The 20769-nt window shown below is 51.8% G+C and carries 15 protein-coding genes; all 15 read right to left on the bottom strand.

The window, feature by feature from the left end; all coding sequences use genetic code 11:
* Positions 1-172 precede the first annotated feature (172 nt).
* Positions 173-1837 (bottom strand): HD domain-containing phosphohydrolase, encoded by a 1665-nt coding sequence (locus VF399_01175; protein HEX7318952.1) that lies wholly within the window; start codon positions 1835-1837, stop codon positions 173-175.
* Between the two features lie 26 nt (positions 1838-1863).
* Positions 1864-5349 carry a C25 family cysteine peptidase gene (locus VF399_01170; GenBank protein HEX7318951.1) on the bottom strand — a complete coding sequence of 1162 codons (3486 nt, stop codon included), beginning with the start codon at positions 5347-5349 and terminating at the stop codon, positions 1864-1866.
* A gap of 157 nt (positions 5350-5506) precedes the next feature.
* Positions 5507-6829, bottom strand: coding sequence for a hypothetical protein (locus VF399_01165; protein HEX7318950.1), 1323 nt, complete (start codon positions 6827-6829; stop codon positions 5507-5509).
* Positions 6830-7048: 219 nt separating this feature from the next.
* Entirely contained in the window at positions 7049-7984 is a 936-nt protein-coding gene (locus tag VF399_01160; protein HEX7318949.1) for a diacylglycerol kinase family protein, read from the bottom strand.
* Positions 7954-9186, bottom strand: a complete 1233-nt coding sequence (locus VF399_01155) for an MFS transporter (GenBank protein ID HEX7318948.1) — start codon at positions 9184-9186, stop codon at positions 7954-7956. The genes VF399_01160 and VF399_01155 overlap by 31 nt, the downstream gene beginning before the upstream one ends.
* Positions 9187-9344: 158 nt before the next feature.
* Positions 9345-12098, bottom strand: a complete 2754-nt coding sequence (gene ppdK, locus VF399_01150; GenBank protein HEX7318947.1) for a pyruvate, phosphate dikinase — start codon at positions 12096-12098, stop codon at positions 9345-9347.
* Between the two features lie 27 nt (positions 12099-12125).
* Entirely contained in the window at positions 12126-13442 is a 1317-nt protein-coding gene (locus VF399_01145) for a cyclic 2,3-diphosphoglycerate synthase (protein HEX7318946.1), read from the bottom strand.
* A gap of 234 nt (positions 13443-13676) precedes the next feature.
* Entirely contained in the window at positions 13677-14405 is a 729-nt protein-coding gene (locus tag VF399_01140; GenBank protein ID HEX7318945.1) for an ABC transporter ATP-binding protein, read from the bottom strand.
* A 7-nt stretch (positions 14406-14412) separates the two neighbouring features.
* On the bottom strand, positions 14413-15180 hold the full coding sequence (locus VF399_01135; GenBank protein HEX7318944.1) for an ABC transporter ATP-binding protein: 768 nt from the start codon (positions 15178-15180) through the stop codon (positions 14413-14415).
* A 3-nt stretch (positions 15181-15183) separates the two neighbouring features.
* Entirely contained in the window at positions 15184-16083 is a 900-nt protein-coding gene (locus tag VF399_01130) for a branched-chain amino acid ABC transporter permease (protein HEX7318943.1), read from the bottom strand.
* A gap of 194 nt (positions 16084-16277) precedes the next feature.
* The gene (locus VF399_01125) at positions 16278-17162 is read right to left on the bottom strand and encodes a branched-chain amino acid ABC transporter permease (protein HEX7318942.1); all 885 of its coding nucleotides are present in this window, start codon (positions 17160-17162) and stop codon (positions 16278-16280) included.
* Positions 17163-17422: 260 nt separating this feature from the next.
* The gene (locus tag VF399_01120) at positions 17423-18553 is read right to left on the bottom strand and encodes an ABC transporter substrate-binding protein (protein ID HEX7318941.1); all 1131 of its coding nucleotides are present in this window, start codon (positions 18551-18553) and stop codon (positions 17423-17425) included.
* A gap of 57 nt (positions 18554-18610) precedes the next feature.
* On the bottom strand, positions 18611-19168 hold the full coding sequence (locus tag VF399_01115; GenBank protein HEX7318940.1) for a Fe-S-containing hydro-lyase: 558 nt from the start codon (positions 19166-19168) through the stop codon (positions 18611-18613).
* Between the two features lie 9 nt (positions 19169-19177).
* Complete coding sequence (locus tag VF399_01110; protein HEX7318939.1) at positions 19178-20017, bottom strand: fumarate hydratase; 840 nt, start codon at positions 20015-20017, stop codon at positions 19178-19180.
* Positions 20018-20057: 40 nt separating this feature from the next.
* The gene (locus VF399_01105) at positions 20058-20705 is read right to left on the bottom strand and encodes an MBL fold metallo-hydrolase (GenBank protein ID HEX7318938.1); all 648 of its coding nucleotides are present in this window, start codon (positions 20703-20705) and stop codon (positions 20058-20060) included.
* Positions 20706-20769 lie beyond the last annotated feature (64 nt).

Below are 20769 nucleotides of genomic sequence, written 5' to 3'. Positions count from 1 at the left end.
CTTCACACATCACAACCCTGGTCGCAGCGTAAACCATGTTGAATGCCAGGACCAAACCCAAAACACAAAGTAGTTTAAGCTTCATAACACCCCCTTTATGGGTTATTCTGAAATCTTATATTATTATACTATAAATGTCGGATTTGTCAAGGGCGGCAACGCTGGTGGTTTATCAATCCAGTTTCAGTCCTTTTTCCTTGAACAGCACGACACAGGCATCGACGACGACCGGTTCATACAGCATGCCCTTGTATTTGGTGATCTCGTTCAGCGCGTCCTTGATGCTCTTGGCGGGCCGGTATGGACGGTGCGAGATCATCGCCTCCACGACATCGGCGACGATAAGTACCTTGGCCTGCGGCAATATGACATCTCCTTTGAGGCCGCGGGGATATCCCGAACCGTTCAGCCGTTCATGGTGCTGATAGATTATCTCCGCGACCGGCCAGGGGAAATCGATCGATTTCAAGATTTCGTATCCCATGACGCTGTGCAGCTTGACAAGGTTGTATTCGTGGTCGCTCAGGGCACTGGGACGGCTCAATATCTCCGCCGGCACCTGCAATTTCCCGATATCATGGATTAACGCCGCCATGTTAATACCCTGAACATCGTCATCCGATAGCTTCATTTCTTTTGCCAGCGCGGTCGCCAGCTGGCCGACACGGCGCTGATGACCGGCCGTATAGGGATCCCTCATCTCAACGGCCGATGCCAGGGATACGACCGTCTGCGACATCATCTTCTGCATTTTCACGTAATTTCTCTTGAGTTCCTCTTCGGTCTGCTTTCGCTCGGTGATATCGCGCGCTGAGCAGACAAGACCGATCACCTGCTGATTGCCGTCCTTCATCAAAGCGCTGGCAAAAAGAACGGGGATCGCGGTTTTGCTTTTGTTAAGATAAATTCCTTCCACGTTCCTGATAACGTCGACGCCTTTGAAATTACTGACCACGCTCCAGCGGTGAATGGCTTCATCGCCAACGATCATGGAAATAGGGCTGCCGATAAGCTCCTCGGTTTTATAGCCCAGCATCTCTTCGGTGGCTTTGTTCACGGTTCTCATTTTCCCGCGCGTATCCGTGACGATCAGACTGATCGTAGTGGACATGAATATATTGTCCATATACTCTTTGGACACGGTTTTTTCCCTGAGGTCTTCGGTCATTTTATTGATCGCCGCTGCGAGCGAACCGAGCTCGTCGTTCGAAGTCATTGAGATCTTGAAATTCAGGTTGCCGGAAGCGATCTTCCGGGATGCGTTTTCAAGCTGCTGAATCGGCTGCACGAATACCGATCTCAGTATGAGGGCGAGCCCGAGGTAGCTGATAAGAGCGGTGACAATGATAATGGTCAACAGGATCAGGATAAAATTCCTTGTTTCCTTGATGACGGTCTTAAGCGACATGGCGATATAAACTTTGCCGATCGGGATGTTTTCCTTGCCGTTCGGTGCCAGTTTGAATAGTTCCAGCTCTTCTTGGTACGGTGACAGCGTGTCGATGATAATGGGTGCAATGAATTCCTTCAGTGGTTCGCCGCCCATGGCCCGCGATTTCTCGGCGATGACGAATCCTTTTCGGTCCATGACGCGTGCGTACAAAAGATCGCTTTCCAGCATCATGCCTTCGATCAACGGAATGAGCGATTCCTGATCAGAGAAGAGAACTCCGAACTGGCTATTGTGGGCCAGATTTTTACTCATGATCTGGCCTCTTTTTTCCACGCTATTATACGCCTGCCTGATGCTCACATAACCGGCTCCGACTGCGATCAGCAGCGTGAATACCGCTACCGTGCCGGTCACGAGGATATAGATCTTACTTGCCAATTTCATGAGGTCGGGGAAGGAATACCTTTCTTTTACCTCAAGTACAGGACTTTTTCAATGGAATCGCCGGTTGACTGCTGCAGCCTGACGAAATAGACGCCCGGCGCAAGGTGCGCGGGGGTCCAGTTAAGCACACCCTTTCCAGTAAGCGTGCCCTCAAAGATCCGCGTACGGCGCTGGCCGGTAGCATCGTAAAGATCGATCGCCACCGTTTCATTTTTGTTCAGTTGATAGGCGATCCCGATGTGATGACGGGCCGGGTTTTGGACCAGCTGTAATACGGCTCGCCGCATGTGCGCGGCTTGACGGTTTTCGACCGCGCCGCTGTGTTGGTCCCACCATGACTGGGCGCTGTCCGAGTTGATCTTTGCGAGCGTGGAATCATTGCCGCCAACGACCGCGTACACGGCACGCGCGTTTCCGCCCGGAGTGATAGTATAGGGGCCAGCCGAGACGCAGATCGAATAATTATCAGTCCTGGTGCTGTTACGCAGTTGCAGTAGACCCTTTAAAAATGAGTCTTTTACCGCTTCGGTCATCATGGTCGCAGGTTCGACATAATAAAGGTGGTCGATCGCGGACAGATTGCGCGCTGTTATCGGTTCAATGAGCCTGACCCCGCAGGTAGGGTACATGGAGTAAGGCTGCATCATGTACGTGAACCTGCGGACCGTGTCGGACCTCACGATATTGTCCGTGGTATTATATAAATCAAAGTCGAACATCATGCCCGAATAGAAGTTGGTGATCGACGTTGATCCGGAATTGAAATAATCGAAGCACACGATAGCCCAGTCATCATAACCAGGCTGTGAATTCATCAGGCTCCACTGCGTGACGATCAGCCCCTTTGGGCTGGCATGGCCCGAATCGCTATAGACCGCTTCATACTCTTCGCATGCTGCGCGCGGCGGCAGGACGGGCTTGAGCGTATCGAGGATATTGAAATCATAGTTGATCGTGGAGGAAGATGGCGGTCCGTAGAAGCGGTCAACGATATACGAAGAGCTGGTTCCGCAGACCATGCTTCCGTAATACAATGAACCGTTAGAAACGATCTTTGAGTATTTAAAGCCCGAACCTTCGCCATGAGGATAGGTTGTCCCGAATCCGCCGAAGGTCGTGACCGAAAGCACGCACGCACCCGTATCATGGTCTGCCCAGACCAGCCCCGGTTGGGGAATAGTACCGATGATATCAATGAAGAAAGGCTCCCAGGTGCCTTCACCGGCCTGGGAAAAAACGATGAATTCTGCTTCCGTACCCTGGGGCGCGGTGCTCGAAACCTGCAGCCGGTAGATATCGCCGGCGCCGGTCGAAGTGTCACCGGCTGGAACAGTACCGTATATCGCCGTCGAATCAATAAATGTTATATAAGGACACGTCGTCCTGAGCTTTCCCGATACATTCGTCGCGGTCGCATTGCCCTGATTTTTAAGCGTTATGACCAGATCAACGGTCTCGCCCGGATCCATGCGTCCGTTATTATTACCTGATGCGTCATTGACGTGATGGGCCCAGTAGGTAATACATGGTCTTGGTGAGCCGGCGGTCACGGTGCAGGTGCCTTCAAAGGGCAGGCAGTTCTCTGACGTGACCGTCACGTTCATGGTGCCGGTGGAGGGGTTCACGAACAGGTCGACCCAGCCCAGTGCATTCGTGCGGCCCGTTGCATACACTTCCGTACCCTTCATCGCGCAAATCAGCGCGCTCTTGATAGGTACACCGGTAATACTTGCCATTACGCGGAATGCCTGCGGCCCGGCCTGTATTGACGATGCGTACGTGACGGTCATATGCTGCGGTTTTGTCGCGTACGCGGCGAGCGATGGATCGCCGAACAGCGTGTTCTCGTACACGCACCAGCGGGTCGGTGACTGTGACATGGCCATAGCCCGGCAGAAATTTTTTGCCCGCCCGTGTGCAGCTCCAAATTCCAGAGCTCCGGCGACGATAAAACTCTTAAAGATCTCAATATCGAGGATCTCGGATGGGCCAAGACCGGGAGGATATCCCAGGCCGTAACGCGAATTGAGCATGGTCGCGACGCAGCCGCCGTTGGGGATGTTCACCAAACTTTCCGCGATGCAGTCCATACCGTCAAAACTGCCGCAATCGCAGTTCATGCCGTTTAAGATGTCGTATTTTATACCGTTGGTCAGGGTGGATACCTGTTCTATGTCAAGGACGCCAAGAGACCAGGGGCTGCCATGGTCTGCGACATGACACAGCTGGAAACCCTTATTGAGCGAATCACGGGTTTGATTGTATGACGGATCTTCGAGCCTCGAGATCTTCCAGGTACCCGGGAAATAGCTGGCAATGATATTGTTGGGATACTTGCCGTGATACGGGTCGAACAGCATTTCTGAAGGAAGCAACAAAGTTTTCATATAGGTCGTATCGGGATGTTTTTCGAACACCGTGTCCTTGCGCGTGAACGTCGCTATGTTGGTGGCGTTGTCGACCGGCGCCCGGCCGATATAGACATCGTGGAAGAGATCCACGGTGTCTTCCATTTCACCGAAGAGGTCATTGTGATTGCCATCCCATGACCATTGCAGGTCTGCATAGTACATATCGGTCGGGATGTCGCCAACGATCGTGCTCTCTTCGACCCAAAGAGTCGTCTTGCGGTCGGGTATTATCATGTCGTCGCCGCCGAGAATGACGTATTTCAGCCCTTTGGTCTGCCAATAATCACGGATAAAATTTCTAATCTTTTCCTGATTGTCACGGCCCGCGTACTGTGCGTAGACCGAGTCGGTGCTTATGACCGCGGTGTTGATGCCTTTCTTGGTCTTCCAGGTTTTCAAAGCGTTCCAGTTGGCTGCCTGGCCTGTACTGGTAATGATAACCATGTCGATCTCGCCGGCACGCGCGTTGTATTCGCTCGGGCGCCAGTATTCAATAGTCTCTGGATTACGCACCAGGCTCTTTACTTCCGCGCCAAAAAGGTCGGCCTGGCTTTTGGTAAGCGGGATCGTTGGATGGCGCCCTACAGTATAATTTATCTTAAGAGTGATGCTTTTATACAGGCGCAGCTTTTTTTCAGCCGGGATAAACTGCACCGGGTAAAGCATCACACCAGCCAAGCGGTATCCGGATAGACAACCGCTGGGAATTGCCTCGACGATCTCGCGGGGATAAGGTTTGGCCGATCCATAAACGCCGGCGTCAGGTTCGACAAAGGGAATGATGCGGTTCGTTGAGAAAGGCCTGATGGTCTGTACGGGATATGGGGTATACTTACCCGTAAAATCCTGTATGGAAGAAGAAATAATCTCTACGGAAGTGATCTCAGCCGTAGGCGGGATGAGATAGTAATAAGTGACCGCCGGTAAAAAAGGACGCCCCTTTTCGGTTGTAGAAAACTGTCCTTGCAAAGTTACGACGTCGTATCCATTTTGAGTGGAAAACTGGAAATCAGCAGGTGTAAATTCTATGGTCTCGGTTATGACACCGGCCGACAGTAAACTTATGATGACGATGAAAAGCGCCAGAGCGCGAAGGATCATATCAGCTCCTTGTTGCCTAATTATAATGACGAACGCTGATATGTCAAGACAAACGGCTGTGATCTATCCTATTATCACTGCGCTGATTTGTGCGTCCCGTTCCATCATTTTTGAATTCTGTTACGAAGAACGGGGTCATCGAAGATCCGCAGGATCTTTAGAAATTCCAGGATAGTCCTGCGACCGGCATTTTGCGTATGAATTCGTTCCTGTAAAAAAGCGGCGCGGGATTTAGATAGAAATTCAATCCCATTTTTTCCTGATCGTGGCGATCATGCTTCATACCCGTCATTTCTTTTTTCGCAAACGCCTTATAAATATAATACGTCATGCCTATATCAAGGACGCTGAAAGTGATGGGGTAGGCGCGCCAATACCAGTTGGCTTCGGAAGAGGGATCGGATTCCATCAGCACTCCAATACCTGCCGTCAGACCATGGGCAAGATAGGGTATTACATATGTGAATACTCCCGAAGCCGCTGACAGGTTGTTCACTTTAGACGACTGCAGTCCGATGTAAGAACCGACGGCAAATCCAGCAAGCGATGTCGCAGCATAGATCCGATCATTGAATGAACTCTCGCGGCCGTTATAAAGATCGAAACTTAACAAAATAAGAGGTATGGTCTGCCCGCCGATAATGCCGGTTCGCATTTCAAAGAGCGCATCACCAAATGAAAGGTATTCACTGTTGCGCGACAGGAACAAGGATCCATAGCCCTCTAAGACTGAAGAAAGCGTGGCGAGACCCGCGTCGATGTCGTCCATATTATTATCCATACCAAGGTCACCATTGATAAGATCTTTTATGGCGAAATAATGATAGTAGCCGTATACCACGTGGTTGAATTTGCGGTGGAACATTGCGGGCGTGAAACCCATTGTCTGGCCGAGCGTGAAATCCGTCATATTTTCCACGAGGCTCACGGGGAATATCGTTCGTACAGATTGGAATCCGACAACACCATGAGCGGCTCCTTCTATACTACCCAAAAAAGATCCATATGCCGTTCCCGATGATATATTGGCGTGGCTAGTGAACAAGAACTGGGCACCGGTATAGACAAAAGGAGTGAACAAGCCTACCGCTAGCGCAGCAGTGCTATTATCGGTGGTGTTATCAAAAATTGTAATGGGAAGGGACCACATGTATATCGCTATTCCCGAAAAACTCTGACCGATCAGGTGCGGCACGCGGGCATTCTCCAGGATCGCGAGCTTGTCCACTTGTCTTTCCATTATCGCCTTGTATTCTTCGGCGGACAGTTGCTTGGTGAGTTTCAAGTCCTCGTACGAAGCCTCAACAACGTAGGCATTATCCTCGGTAGCATACAATTCTATATGCTGCGGTTTTTTGTCGAACAACGAAACCAGTTGTGTTTCTATTTTTCGGTCGATTTTGATCTTTTTCAAGACCTGAGTTTGAGCCGAAAGGGTGATCAGCATTATTAAGGATAGACAGAGTAGAATTTTTTTCATTTTTTCTCCTTTTATTTTTTATACAATCATTGTAGTATATAGATAATTGTGCATATGTCAATGTCCGATCGCCCACCAGGCAGTATTTAACCAAATGGTTCAGAAGGCATGGACCTGGTGGCCACCAGACAATGATCAAAGAACACTTAGCCCAGGTGTTTATTTTATCATGCTCAAACATGGAGAGGGTATTATTGCCAGAAAAGCTGTTAAAGAGAACTAACGCGGTGTGCGGATCCTTATCGCGTTGGGGATCACTGACACTTCAGCGCTGAGCGCTTTTTCTTCCTCACCGTCAATATCCGCTAAAAACAACCGGTCGCCGCTTACTTCGATCTTTTGCACGGCGCGATGATAAAGATGTTCGTAGGCGAGGTGTTTTGCTTCATAGACCGGCAGCAATACGCGGCTCAGGAATTTGAACAAGTTGGTATTCTTGACATACAGCAGTTCCAGCACTCCATCATCGAACCGCGCCATGGGCGCAATATCCATGCCGCCACCGAAATAGCGGCAGTTGGCGACGCCCACGATATTCATGGGCCCAGTATCGATCGTTCTCCCATCCGCGCGAAGACGCAAGGGCTGAGGTTTGAAAAGCACGAGCCCGGCGACGCTGGAGAGGAAAAATGTCAGGAATCCGCCCAGCGACTTGGGGAGGGAATTGGCGATGCGAACGACCATGCCGCCGAGGCCGACATCGAACACATTGGCAAAGTAACGGGTCCAGGTCCGGTGACCATCATGGAACAGCACTTTGCCGATGTCCATGGCTTGGGTTCTGCCGTTCAGTATGGTGTCGACCGCCCGGCACGGATCGACCGGGATATTGAAAGTCCGGATGAGGTCCGATCCGGTGCCCGCTGCGATCAGACCGAGTTCAGGCAGCCGGTCGGCGCAGACGCCCGTGTTCATGTATCCGTTGATGATCTCGTTGAATGTTCCGTCGCCGCCAATGCCCACGATGTAGCGCACTCCCGCCTGCACGGCTTCCTGGGTCAGTGCGACCGCATGGGATTTTTTTTCCGTGAACCGGAGCGTCACGCTGAATCCCTGATCGATCATGCGCTGCTGGATGCGCTGCCATTGATGGCGGGCACGGTTCGATGCGGCCCGCGGGTTGATTATCGCGAAGATGCCGGTGCCTGGAGACATGATGACCGATACTTGTTCTTGAAGAAGATGAACCCAAAACAAGCGCACACCGCGATACCGGCGATGATCGACCAGCTATAGAAATTCCTGCCCGGGAAGATATCGAGCATGATGCCGCCCAGAAGCGGGCCAATCGCCCAGCCCATGGTCTGTGACAGGTTTAAAACGCCCATATAGCGTCCCCGGTGACGGGGGTCGGCAATGATCGAAGCGTAGCTTTGCGTGGCCGGTGTTATCACCATTTCCGCGACCGTAATAACGACCATTGACAGCGCCAGCATGAAAAAATTAGTCGCGAAGCCAACCGTGAGATAACCAGCGGCGTAGATCAATGAGCCGATCCAGAGCGCGTCAAGTTCCCGGTTCCGCCGGATCATGCTCGTGATGAAATACTGAAGGGCCGCTACCATGAAGCCGTTAATGGAAAAGAGAAATCCCACCTGAATTTTTGAAATGCCCACGCAGTTGACGCTGTAGACCGAAATGGGAGAGACCAGCTGCCCCCAGACCGTGAAGATGATAAGACAGATGAGCGCGAAAACAAAATACTGGGTGTCCCTGACGACCGAAAAGATACTTTGGACCGTTGTCTCGTCATGACGCACGACATGCGTCCGGTCCAATGATTCGCGGCTGTATCGGGTGAGGACAAAGACCGCGACCGCCATGCAGAAAGCAGTGAAGAAAAAAAGATATGAATAATCGAATGCCGCGATCAGTCCGCCCAATGCCGGTCCCAATGCCCAGCCGAGATTGCCGCCCATGCGCAGCAGGCCGTACGCCGATATTCTCTTTTCTTCATTGGTAAGGTCGGCGATGTATGCCTGCGACGCCGGGCCATAGAAGGAGAAAAGTATGGAATTCAACAGCATGAGCCCGGCGATGATCAATACGTGGGGAAAAAGCATAATGGCGATGCCCAACAGGAGAAAAACAAAGAACCGGACGGAGAGGGAACGGACCATGATGTACTTTCTTCCCAGACGGTCGCTGAGTTCACCGCCATACAAGCCAAGGGTCGACCCGATAAGAAGCGTAGTCATCAAAATAACACCTACGATAGTCATCGGTACATGAAGCACATTGTGGAGGTACAAGCTCATATACGGCATGGTTACGGAAAAACCGATCGAGCTGATGATATTGGTTGTAAAAAGCGCCCAGATGTCGCGGGAAAAACCGCGCGGGATGAATGATCTCATTTATGATTTATGAAGGGAAGCCATCAAGCGGAGGAGCAGAGATGAAGAGAAGCCGAGGTGATAGGATCACTCTGACGCTGTCGTCATACAGCGCTGGACTCATGGCACTGCGTGCCTTAAAAGCACGCCGATGGCTGTTGAATAAAGCGATGCGAATCTTATCTCTTTCTTTTTTTGCTTGTTTTCTTTTTCCCCGCTGGATAGAGCAGAGCGGCATGCGCTGCTGACAGACGCGCGATCGGGACCCTGAAAGGCGAGCAGGAAACGTAGTCCATGCCGACCCGGTGGCAGAAATGGATGGATCTCGGATCACCGCCATGCTCGCCGCAGATCCCCACTTCAAGTTCCGGCCGGGTTTTACGGCCGCGTTCAATACCGATCTTGATGAGCTCGCCGATACCGCGCTGATCGATCGACTGGAACGGATCGCCAGGCAGGATCGATTTTTTAAGATAGTCAGGCAGGAATCCGCCGATATCATCCCTCGAGAACCCGAATCCCATCTGGGTAAGGTCGTTCGTACCGTAAGAAAAAAACTGGGTAACTTCAGCGATCTGGTCGGCTACGATACATGCCCGCGGGATCTCGATCATCGTACCATACAGGTACTTTATCTTTTTGAGCGCGTATTTTGCCAGCACTTCCTTGTACACGCGCTGGACAATAATAACCTGGTTTTCGAGTTCCTTGACCTCGCCCACGACCGGCACCATGATCTCAGGATAAGGGTGTTTGCCTTCGTTGATCAGTTCGGCCGCGGCTTCGAAGATGGCCCTTACCTGCATTTCGCTGATCTCAGGGTAGGTAATGCCCAGGCGCACGCCGCGGTGGCCCATCATGGGGTTGGATTCGTGCAGGTTCTCCGCCCGGTCTTCCAGTTCCTGCATTGAAATATTGAGTTCCAAAGCGAGCTTTTCCAGTTTCTCCTTTTCCCGGGGAACGAATTCATGCAGGGGCGGGTCAAGCAGTCTTATTACCACGGGGTAGCCGTCCATCGCTTCCAGTGTGCCTTTGACGTCGTTCTTCACATAAGGGAAGAGCTCTTCCAGGGCTTTCCGGCGTTCAGCTACAGTTTTGGAAATTATCATCTTCCGCAGCAGGAAGAGCGGCTGGTCCGCACCTTTGCCATAGAACATGTGTTCGGTCCTGAGCAGCCCAATGCCCTCGGCGCCGAAACTGCGCGCGCGCTTAGCATCCGCCGGCGTATCAGCATTGGTTCTTACCCCGAGTTTACGCACGGCATCGCAGACTTTGAGGAATTCATGCAGCAAAACGTTCTCTTCGGCCGATTCCGTCATCTTGAGTTGGCCTTCGTAAACATTGCCTTTGGTGCCATTGAGCGTTATCCAGTCACCTTCGTTGAACGTTTTTTCTCCGATGAACGCTTTTTTATGCTCGTAATCGATCTTGACGCCGCTGCAACCCACGATGCAGCATTTGCCCCAGCCCCGGGCAACAAGGGCGGCATGCGATGTCATGCCGCCGCGCGCCGTGAGTACGGCCCGGGCGGCTCTCATTCCTTCCACGTCTTCCGGATTTGTCTCTTCGCGGACCAGGATGACCTTCTTACCCAGCTTTGCCCAGGCCACGGCATCGGCCGACGTCATCACGATCTGACCCGTCGCGCCGCCCGGACCAGCCGGCAGCCCTTTGGCCAGGGGTTTCAGTCCCATTTCCGCCTTCGGGTCGATCATCGGGTGAAGGAGTTCATCCAGCTGAGGCGGGCTCACGCGCATGACCGCATCGGTTTTCGCGATCAATCTTTCTTTCAACATATCCATCGCCATTCGCACGGCTGCTGGTCCGTTCCTTTTTCCAACCCGGCACTGAAGCATCCAAAGCAGTCCTTTTTCAATCGTGAACTCGACATCCTGCATGTCGCGGTAATGTTTTTCTAGTTTATTCCGGTAACCGACCAGTTCCTGGTAAAGTTCGGGCATGCCTTTTTCCATGGTCAGCAGATCTTTGTTCTGCTCTGATTTTGAATATTCATTGAGCGGCGCCGGCGTCCTTATGCCGGCGACGACATCTTCACCCTGGGCATTGATCAAGTATTCGCCGTAGAACTGGTTCTCGCCGTTACCCGGGTTCCGCGTGAAAGCAACACCTGTGCCCGACGATTTGCCCATGTTGCCGAAGACCATCGTCTGCACGCTGCACGCCGTTCCCCATTCGTCAGGGATCCCTTCGATCCGTCGGTAGCTGACCGCGCGTTTGCCCTGCCATGAGGCAAATACGGCGCCAATGCCTCCCCAAAGCTGTTCCTCGGTGTCATCTGGGAACTCTTTCTTTAGAACATCACGGATGCGTTGTTTGAACAAGCCGCACAATTTTTTCAGGTCCTCGGCGGTTAGGTCGGTATCGCTCTTGCAACCCTTTTCCTGCTTCATGGTAGACATTATTTTTTCAAGCTGCTTGCGGATGCCCGATTCGTCATCATGAGGTTCTATACCGGCTGCCTTTTCCATAACCACGTCCGAGTACATCATGATGAGCCTGCGGTACGCATCGAAAACGAACCGGCTGTCCTGGCTTTGCCGGACGAGACCGGGTATGGTCTTTTCGGTCAGACCGATATTCAAGACGGTTTCCATCATGCCCGGCATCGAGGCGCGGGCGCCCGACCGGACCGATATGAGCAAGGGGCTATCCGGGTCGCCGAATTTTCTGTTCATGATGGTTTCGGTCCGCAGCATCGCTTTTTTAACTTGAGCCTTCAATTCCTTAGGTAGTTTTCGGCGATTGGCATAAAAATAATTGCACACTTCGCTGGTGATCGTGAAACCGGGAGGTACGGGTATGCCGATGTTGGTCATTTCGGCAAGGTTGGCTCCTTTTCCGCCCAGCAGGCTTTTCATGGCCGCTGATCCGTCAGCCTTTTTTCCGCCAAAATTATAGACTAATTTTTTCATGTTTCTCCTTTGCGTTCTTTCGATCTGCTATCTAGACTTCAAACAATGCAACACGGTTTTTTCGAACAAGGCTCGGTTTTTTTCCCTTAATGCATATTCAATTTTCGCGACGGGTTTGTTAAACTTCATGAACCGCCGCAGGTCGATCGGAGTTGCCATTACAATGGAATCCGCGGGTGTGCTATTAATGCTTTTTTCAAGCTCTCTGATCTGCTTTGGGCTATACCCCAGTGCCGGAATAAGCGCTCCGATCTGAGGATATTTGACGAACGCTTTCCGGATAGAGCCGACAATATATTTTCTCGGATCGACGATGGTTTTTGCCTTGTAGCGCTTTGACGCGACGACGCCCGCGCCGAACGACATCTCGCCATGGGTCAGGGTAGGGCCGTCTTCAACCACCACCACCCGTTTATTCTTTATCAATTGAGGCTTGTCTGCAATGGTCGGAGATGCGGCTTCAATAATGATCGCGTGTTTGTTTAATCTTTTTACATTATCTCTCAATATTTCAACATTTTTTCGCGGTGCAGAATCAACTTTATTGATTATTACGATATCTGCCATGCGTACGTTCGCTTCTCCCGGGTGGTATGTGCTTTCATTCCCCGTGCGCAGAGGATCAACGACGACAATATGAAGGTCCGGTGTATAAAAAGGCAGATCATTATTGCCGCCGTCCCATAGAATTACTTGTGAATTCTTTTCGGCTTCTTTTAGAATTAGGCCGTAGTCAACGCCGGCATAAATGGCATGCCCCATTTTTATGTAAGGTTCATACTCTTCCCGTTCTTCAATAGTACAATGATGTTTTTCAAGATCGGAATAAGTCTTGAATTTCTGAACAATCTGCTTCCGGAGATCGCCGTACGGCATGGGATGCCGGATCACTGAAAAACTTATATTATTATCTTTTAAGATCTCGCAGATACGGCGCGTTGTCTGGCTTTTCCCTGAACCGGTCCGCGATGCGCATACTGAGATCACTTTTTTCCTGGATCGGATCATTGATGATTCTGGTCCCAGGAACCAAAAATCGGCGCCGGCCGCAATGGCTTCCGATGCCTTGTGCATCACAAGATTATGTGAAATATCCGAATAAGAAAATACCACAACGTTGATTTTATGTCTCTTGATCAAATACGTCAACTGACTTTCAGGATATATCGAAATACCATTCGGATAAAGAGGTCCGGACAGCTCTTTCGGATATCTGCGATCCTCAATATTGGGGATCTGTGTGGCCGTAAAACAAACGACTTTATATGATCGGTTTTGTCTGAAAAATACGTTGAAATTATGAAAATCCCTGCCGGCTGCACCCATGATCAGAACTTTCCGCATAAAACCTCCTTAATATTGCACATGCCTGATGGCTGATATTTTATTGTTTTTCATATGTCGGGCAAACCTTTAGGTTTGCATGTTTTTACTGCAAGGCTGACCTTAGGTTCCGTAAAAACCACTGGTTCTGAAGGAAAGCCTTGCCCTACAGCGGCCCGCTTTGGTAGGACACCGACTTCAATTATAGTCAAAATCTGTTGAAAGTCAAGGATAACCGGGCGATACGAAATATGATCATGTTCCCAGATATGCTTCAACTACCTGGGGATCGTCGTGCAGTTCCGTGCCGGTCCCGGATAGTGTAATACTACCGGTTTCCAGGACGTATCCGTAGTTGGCGATGGATAGAGCTTTGTTAGCATTTTGTTCGACCAGCAGGATACTGGTACCTTGCGCGTTGATCTCTTTGATTATTGAAAATATCTCGTTCACGAGGATCGGGGAGAGCCCCATTGAAGGCTCATCGAGCATTAGAAGCCGCGGTTGGCACATTAAGCCCCTTCCCATCGCCAGCATCTGGAGCTCGCCGCCTGAAAGCGTGCCGGCCGGTTGTGACAAACGCTCGCGCATGCGCGGGAAGGATTTGAACACGCGTTCCATGGATGTTTTGATCTGTTGCTTATCGTTGATGCGGTAAGCTCCCATCCTCAGGTTTTCATAGACCGTCATGTTGGCGAACGGTTTCCGGCCTTCGGGTACGTGCGCGATACCAAGGTTTACGACCTTGTGACCGGCAAGATTGGTAATGTCCCTGCCTTCAAACACGACCGCGCCGCCGCGTGAACGGACCAGCCCCGAGATCGCTTTCAAAGTGGTACTTTTACCGGCCCCGTTGGCGCCGATCAGGGCGACGATCTCGCCCTGGCATACTTCCAGACTTATCGAATGGAGCGCATGGATCGTGTCATAGTACACGTCAAGATTCCTGATCTCAAGCAGCGTTCGGCCGCGGTTCGTTTTCATGGCGTGATCAGCACTCCTCGCCCAGATAGGCTTCGATGACTTTAGGATCGGACTGAACATCAGCCGGCTTTCCTTCGGCGATCTTTTCGCCGAAATCCATGACTGCAATACGCTCGCATATGGACATGACGACACGCATATGATGCTCGATCAGCAGGATCGTCAGCTTGTACCGCTCCCTGATGAACCGGATAAGCTCCATGAGTTTTCCGATCTCCTGGGGATTCATGCCGGCCGCTGGTTCATCCAGGAGCAGCAGCGTGGGATCGGTTGCAAGGGCGCGTGCGATCTCAAGCCGGCGTTGTTCTCCGTACGGCAGGTTGCGGGCGGTTTCATGCCGGCGGTTGTCAAGATTAAAGATCGAAAGCACTTCCCGGGCGCGGTCAATGATGCTTTTCTCTTCATGCTGGAATACCCGGTTTCGCAAGATCGCCGACGCAAAACCATATTTCACATGCATATGATATGCGATCCGGACATTATCAAGTACGGAAAGGTCGTTGAACAGCCTGATATTCTGAAAGGTCCGGGCAATGCCGCGGCTGGCGATCTGGAACGGCTTTGAGTCCAGCAATGACATTTGTTTGAACAGGATATCGCCCTGTTCGGGGCGGTATATGCTTGTGATCAGGTTGAAGATAGTCGTTTTACCGGCACCGTTCGGCCCAATCAGGCCGACCAGAGCGCGGGGTTCGATCTCGAGGTCAAACCCGGATACGGCTTTAAGACCGCCAAAGTACTTGGTAATGTTTTTCAGCTGCAGCACGGATCCCATTGTCTAATCACCTTGCTCGGCTTTTTGCTTTAAAAAGCCGAATTCCAGGCCGCCCAGCAGTCCCTTCGGTTTGAGGATCATGACGATGATCAGCAGCAGCGGATAAATGACCAGCCGCCAGTCCAGAATGTCCGGCGGCAGGATGACGCGAAGGCCTTCGAGCAGGAATGTCCACGAAACCGCTGCGATGATCGTTCCAGAGATGCTTCCCAGACCGCCCAGGACCACGATCAGCAAAACGTCGATCGATTTGAGAAAGTCAAAATTCATCGGATGAAGGAACGTGTAAAGATGCGCATAGAGTGCACCGGCGACCCCGGCAAAGACCGATCCCAGGACAAAGCCCAGCGTTTTGTATTTTGTCGTGTTTATGCCGACTGATTCGGCGGCGATCTCGTCTTCGCGGATCGAGATGCAGGCGCGGCCCAGGCTCGAGGATACGAAGTTCCGGATGACGAGCACGGTCGCGATCACGCCTGCATAAACGACCGGGAAACTGGTCAGCTTTGGGATCCCGAGCATGCCGCGCGATCCACCCATGGACGGGATGACGGCATCGGCATTGTCGAAAATGACCTTGATGATGATCCCGAAGCCGAGCGTCGCGATCCCCAGATAATCTGACTTTAAGCGGAGAATGGGCATGCCGATGAGGAACGCGACCAGGGCAACGACCGCGGAAGCCGCCACGATCGCGATCAAAAGCGAAGCGATACCGCCCTGGGGTATGAGTTTCGTGATCAGGGCCGAAGTATAAGCACCGATGCCGTAAAAAGCGGCATGGCCCAGGGAAAACTGACCGGTATAACCATAGATCAGGTTAAGGCCTAAAGCGGAGATCGTTATGATGCCGGCAAACTGTATGATCTGCTGCCAGTAGGGATTTAGGATGCGGAGCGACATGAGCAGTTGCAATATAAGGAAGGCGCAGACAATGACAAAATAAGGTATAAGCTTTCGATAAATATTAGTCATCGCCAGAGGTTTTTCGGCATCGCTGCTCGTATCGTCATTCGTTTATGGTTGTACGTAATTACCCTTGACCACGTCGGAAAAACCAGACGGGCAGCCATGCCGTTCAACGTCAAACCATTTGGTCACACTTTCTCCGTTCCCTTCCTGCCCAGCAGGCCGGTCGGTTTAAAGATAAGCACGAGGATCAAGATCGAGAACGCGATGGCGTCGCGGAGAGTGGATGATATGAAGGCGGAACTCATGGTCTCGACCGTTCCCATGATCACGGCCCCGAGCACAGCGCCGGGGATACTGCCGATGCCGCCAAGCACGGCCGCGACGAAAGCCTTCAGTCCCGGCATGATGCCCATGAAAGGATTGATCTGGGGATATGCGATGCCGAAGAGCACGCCGCCGGCCGCGGCCAGGGCAGAACCGATGCCGAAGGTAAGCGAGATCACAAGGTCGATGTTTATGCCCATAAGCCGTGCCGTTTCCTTGTCGAACGATACGGCGCGCATGGCCATTCCCATCTTTGTTTTCTGCACGAAGTACTGAAGGATGAAAAGCAGCAGGATCGCGACCGAGAAAACGATGATCTGGATCGTTGATATGCACAGGCCGCCGATCTGGTAGGTCGTGACCTGGAAGGGACGGGGATACGCGAGGTAATTGGGGCTGAAGACGAATTTAAGGCTGCAGAAGTATTCGAGAAAGAGCGATACGCCCATGGCCGTGATGAGCGCTGCGATCCGGGGTGCGGTCCGCAGGGGCTTGTACGCGAGCCGTTCGATCGCGATGCCGAGGATCGCGCAGCCGATCATCGCGCAGATAATGGCGATGGGGAAGGGCAGATGGAAATAAACAATGGCAAAATACCCGAGATAAGCGCCCACCATGAAGACGTCACCGTGGGCAAAATTGATCAACCGCACGATTCCGTATACCATGGTGTAGCCGAGCGCGATCAGGGCGTAAACAAAACCCAGTTGCAGGCCGTTGATCAGCTGCTGGAGGAAGTAACTCATGGCAAGATGTTAAATCCGAATTTCTAAATCCTAAACAATATCAAAATTCAAATTCTCAAAACTACGGACCACCCCCGCCTTTATCCTCACTCCCACAGGGACACCAGTAATTGTAAAAGATCTTTTTCCACGTTGCCCTCGAGGGGTAGGGTAGGGAGGGGGGACATTTTGTATTTTGAACATTCGAATTTGTTTATGCCTCATGCTGAGTATTCGACACGAAGCGGAATTTAGGATTTGTGATTTAGAATTTATTTTTCTCATGGTGCTACGGTCGCGACGTATTCCTGGCCGGTCTTGGTATATTTAAGGATGACCGCGTTCTTGATCGGGTTGCCCATTTCGTCGTACGATATATTGCCGGATACCGAGCTGACGTCCTGGAAACCCTGCAACGCCTTGCGGACATCCTCGGGTTTAGCGGAATTCGCCGCCTGGATCGCTTTCAACAGCAGCGTGGTCGCGTCATAAGCCAGTGTCGCCAACGCATCAGGTTTTGAGCCGTAGGTCGCAGTATATTTTTTAACCCATTCCTGGACTTCGGGGCGCGGGTCATCGGGAGAATAGTGGTTCGTAAAATAACCGCCGTCGATCGCGTCGCCGGCGATCTTTATCATGTCCGGCGAGTCCCAGCCGTCGCCGCCCATGAGCACCGCTTTGATACCTATCTGCCGCGCCTGTTTGGCGATCAATCCGACCTTGTTGTAGTAATCGGGGACATAGAGCATATCGGGATTGGCCTGCTTGACCTTGGTCAGTAATGCCGAGAAATCGGCGTCATCTTTCTGGTAGGATTCGTACACGATGATCTTGCCGCCGCCGACTGTGAAATTGTCGCGGTAAAACTCGGCCAGTCCCTTGACATAATCGTTGCCGACATCGTACAGGACCGCGGCGGTCTTGCACTTCAGGTTTTCAAGCGCGAATTTTGCCGCCACCCGGCCCTGGAAAGGATCGATGAAACACGCCCGGAAAACGAAATCTTTTCTCGTGCCGTCGTCTTTAACCGTAACCTTGGGGTTCGTGGAGGTCGGCGTGATCATGACCGCGGTCGATGCCTGGCATACTTCGGACAGCGGGATCGAGCATTTTGACGAAACCGAGCCGACGATGAACTTCACGCCGTCCTGGTTTATCAGCTTGCTGCCGGCGTTGGTCGCTTCGGTCGGGTCATTGCGGTCATCAAGAATATAGTATTTTATCATCTTGCCGTTTATACCGCCGGCAGCGTTGGCCTCGTTGATGGCCAGTAGGAATCCGTTCTTGGTCGATTCCCCGAACGTTTTGACATCACCGGTCAATGGCGCGACGAGACCGATCTTTATGACATTCTCCTGCGGCGCGCAAGATAGTACAAGCAACACGAGAACTACCGCTGATAGTATTTTCAAGTTACCTCCTCACTAATAGAGCTAGCCTTCAAGTGTCCTGATTTACCTTCAATTGCCCTATTCTTTCTTGTACTTCTTGCTGCCTTCTTCGTAGAGGTCATTGCCGTTGGCATCGATCGCGACGATTACCGGGAAATTCTCCACTTCCAGTTCCCTTATCGCTTCGGCTCCGAGGTCATCATAGGCGATGACCTTGGCCGCTTTCACGTTCTTGGCAATGAGCGCGGCGGCTCCGCCCGTGGCCGCGAAATAGACTGCGACATTTTTCTTCATCGCATCTTTGACGTCCTTTGAGCGAAGGCCTTTGCCGATCATGCCTTTGAGGCCGAGCGATAGGAGTTTCGGCGTGTAGGTATCGCATCTCCCCGCGGTCGTGGGGCCGACCGGGCCGATGACGTACCCCGGTTTTGCCGGCGCCGGTCCCGCGTAATAGATGATCTGTCCCTTGATATCGATGGGCAGCGGCTGGTTGCTGTTGGCCGCGTCAAACATCCGTTTATGGGCGGCGTCGCGCGCCGTAAAGATCTTGCCGGTTATCAGCACGCTGTCGCCGATCTTAAGCTTCGCGACAACTTCATCCGTTAAAGGCGTATTTATTTTTATTGCGTCAGCCATTTTATCTCCTTATATGATCGCGGTCTTGTGCCGTGCCGCGTGGCAGTTGATGTTAACGGCGGCCGGGAACGATGCAATGTGCCGCGGGTAGACCTCGATGAACACGTCCAGCGCGGTGACCCTTCCGCCCAGCCCCATTGGGCCGATCCCGGTTTTGTTGATCTTTTCCACCAGTTCTTTTTCCACATCGGCGTAGAACGGGTTCGGGTTACGGTCGCCGATGTTGCGCAGGAGGGCTTTTTTGGCGAGGAACGCGCAGTATTCAAAGTTGCCGCCGATGCCTACGCCCACTACTACCGGGGGACAGGGGTTTGCGCTGGAGCGAACGACCTTATCGATAACGAATTTCTTCACGCCCTCAATACCGTCGGCCGGCGCACCCATCTTGACCTCGCTCATATTTTCACTGCCGCCGCCCTTGGGTGCGACCGTGATCTTGATCTTGTCGCCGGGGACGAAAGTCGTGTGGATGATGGCGGGCGTGTTGTCATTGGTGTTTTTTCCCTGGATCGGATCGGCAAGGATCGATTTCCGAAGGTATCCGTCGGTATAGCCGCGGCGCACGCCTTCATTTATCGCTTCGATGACATTGCCTTTAACCCAGGCGTCCTGACCGATCTCAAGGAAGATGACCGCGAAACCGCAGTCCTGGCAGATCGGTATCTGTTCGGTTTTCGCGATGTCCGCGTTTTTGAGCAGCTGATTGAGAATATCCTTGCCGGTCGGCGATTCTTCCTTGCTTAATCCCTGTTTCAACGCGTTGTAAACATCATCACCAAGGAAATAATTCGCGTCCTTGCATAATCTGGTGACGGTGTCGGTGATCGCGCTTGGTTGTATTTCTCTCACTTGTCCTCCTTCATTTTAAATTTTTATCCTTTAACTGATCTTATTTGGTTGGCTTAAGGACATAGACCGTCATCGACTCGGGAAGCCTTGAATGGTCGATCTTCAACTCCTTGTCGATCGAAACCACGTCCCTGCCAGTGATAAAGTCGTCCACCGGTGCGATTGGGAATCCGCATTTATCGGTTTTGTAATGCATCGGAATGACGATCTTTGGTTTGAGTGCATTGATGACATCCCAGGCCGTTTTGGCATCGATGGTAAAGTAACCGCCCACCGGGATCAGCAAAATATCGGCTTTGCCGATCTTGTCAACATCGGCCTGAGATAGCTTGTGACCGAGGTCGCCCAGGTGCACGACATGCACGCTGTCGACCAGCATGTTGAATACCGTGTTCTTACCGCGCTCTTTCCCGGAGCTTGTATCGTGGAAGACTTCGGTGCCGTTTATAGTGATACCTTTGACCTCATGCTTGCCCGGTCCCCGGATGTATTTGGGTTTTCCTTTTAGTGTTGTATCATTGTGATCATCATGCTCATGCGAAATCGTAACGATGTCGACGGTTTCCGTGATCGCTGTATATTGGATACCTCCGTTAAAACAGCCAGACTTGTATGGATCGGTTACTATCTTTGCCCCGCTTTCCGAGGTGATCAGGAAGGCGGCATGACCCAGGAAAGTGATTATCATACGCGCTCCTTGTTGAATTTAAGCTGATAATTATAATGAAATTAATCGAAAAATCAAGACAGAA

The organism is bacterium (assembly GCA_036382775.1).
Classification (GTDB): domain Bacteria; phylum Hydrothermota; class Tepidihabitantia; order SM23-42; family JAOAFX01; genus DASVHD01.
The sequence above is the reverse complement of the archived record's forward strand: the minus strand, read 5'-3'. Positions and strand labels throughout refer to the sequence as shown.

Bases quoted from the DNA above. Each gene is read 5' to 3' on its own strand.
- VF399_01175 (HEX7318952.1), bottom strand. From the start codon at position 1,837: ATGAAATTGGCAAGTAAGATCTATATCCTCGTGACCGGCACGGTAGCG.
- VF399_01170 (HEX7318951.1), bottom strand. From the start codon at position 5,349: ATGATCCTTCGCGCTCTGGCGCTTTTCATCGTCATCATAAGTTTACTG.
- VF399_01165 (HEX7318950.1), bottom strand. From the start codon at position 6,829: ATGAAAAAAATTCTACTCTGTCTATCCTTAATAATGCTGATCACCCTT.
- VF399_01160 (HEX7318949.1), bottom strand. From the start codon at position 7,984: ATGTCTCCAGGCACCGGCATCTTCGCGATAATCAACCCGCGGGCCGCA.
- VF399_01155 (HEX7318948.1), bottom strand. From the start codon at position 9,186: ATGAGATCATTCATCCCGCGCGGTTTTTCCCGCGACATCTGGGCGCTT.
- ppdK (HEX7318947.1), bottom strand. From the start codon at position 12,098: ATGAAAAAATTAGTCTATAATTTTGGCGGAAAAAAGGCTGACGGATCA.
- VF399_01145 (HEX7318946.1), bottom strand. From the start codon at position 13,442: ATGCGGAAAGTTCTGATCATGGGTGCAGCCGGCAGGGATTTTCATAAT.
- VF399_01140 (HEX7318945.1), bottom strand. From the start codon at position 14,405: ATGAAAACGAACCGCGGCCGAACGCTGCTTGAGATCAGGAATCTTGAC.
- VF399_01135 (HEX7318944.1), bottom strand. From the start codon at position 15,180: ATGGGATCCGTGCTGCAGCTGAAAAACATTACCAAGTACTTTGGCGGT.
- VF399_01130 (HEX7318943.1), bottom strand. From the start codon at position 16,083: ATGTCGCTCCGCATCCTAAATCCCTACTGGCAGCAGATCATACAGTTT.
- VF399_01125 (HEX7318942.1), bottom strand. From the start codon at position 17,162: ATGAGTTACTTCCTCCAGCAGCTGATCAACGGCCTGCAACTGGGTTTT.
- VF399_01115 (HEX7318940.1), bottom strand. From the start codon at position 19,168: ATGGCTGACGCAATAAAAATAAATACGCCTTTAACGGATGAAGTTGTC.
- VF399_01105 (HEX7318938.1), bottom strand. From the start codon at position 20,705: ATGATAATCACTTTCCTGGGTCATGCCGCCTTCCTGATCACCTCGGAA.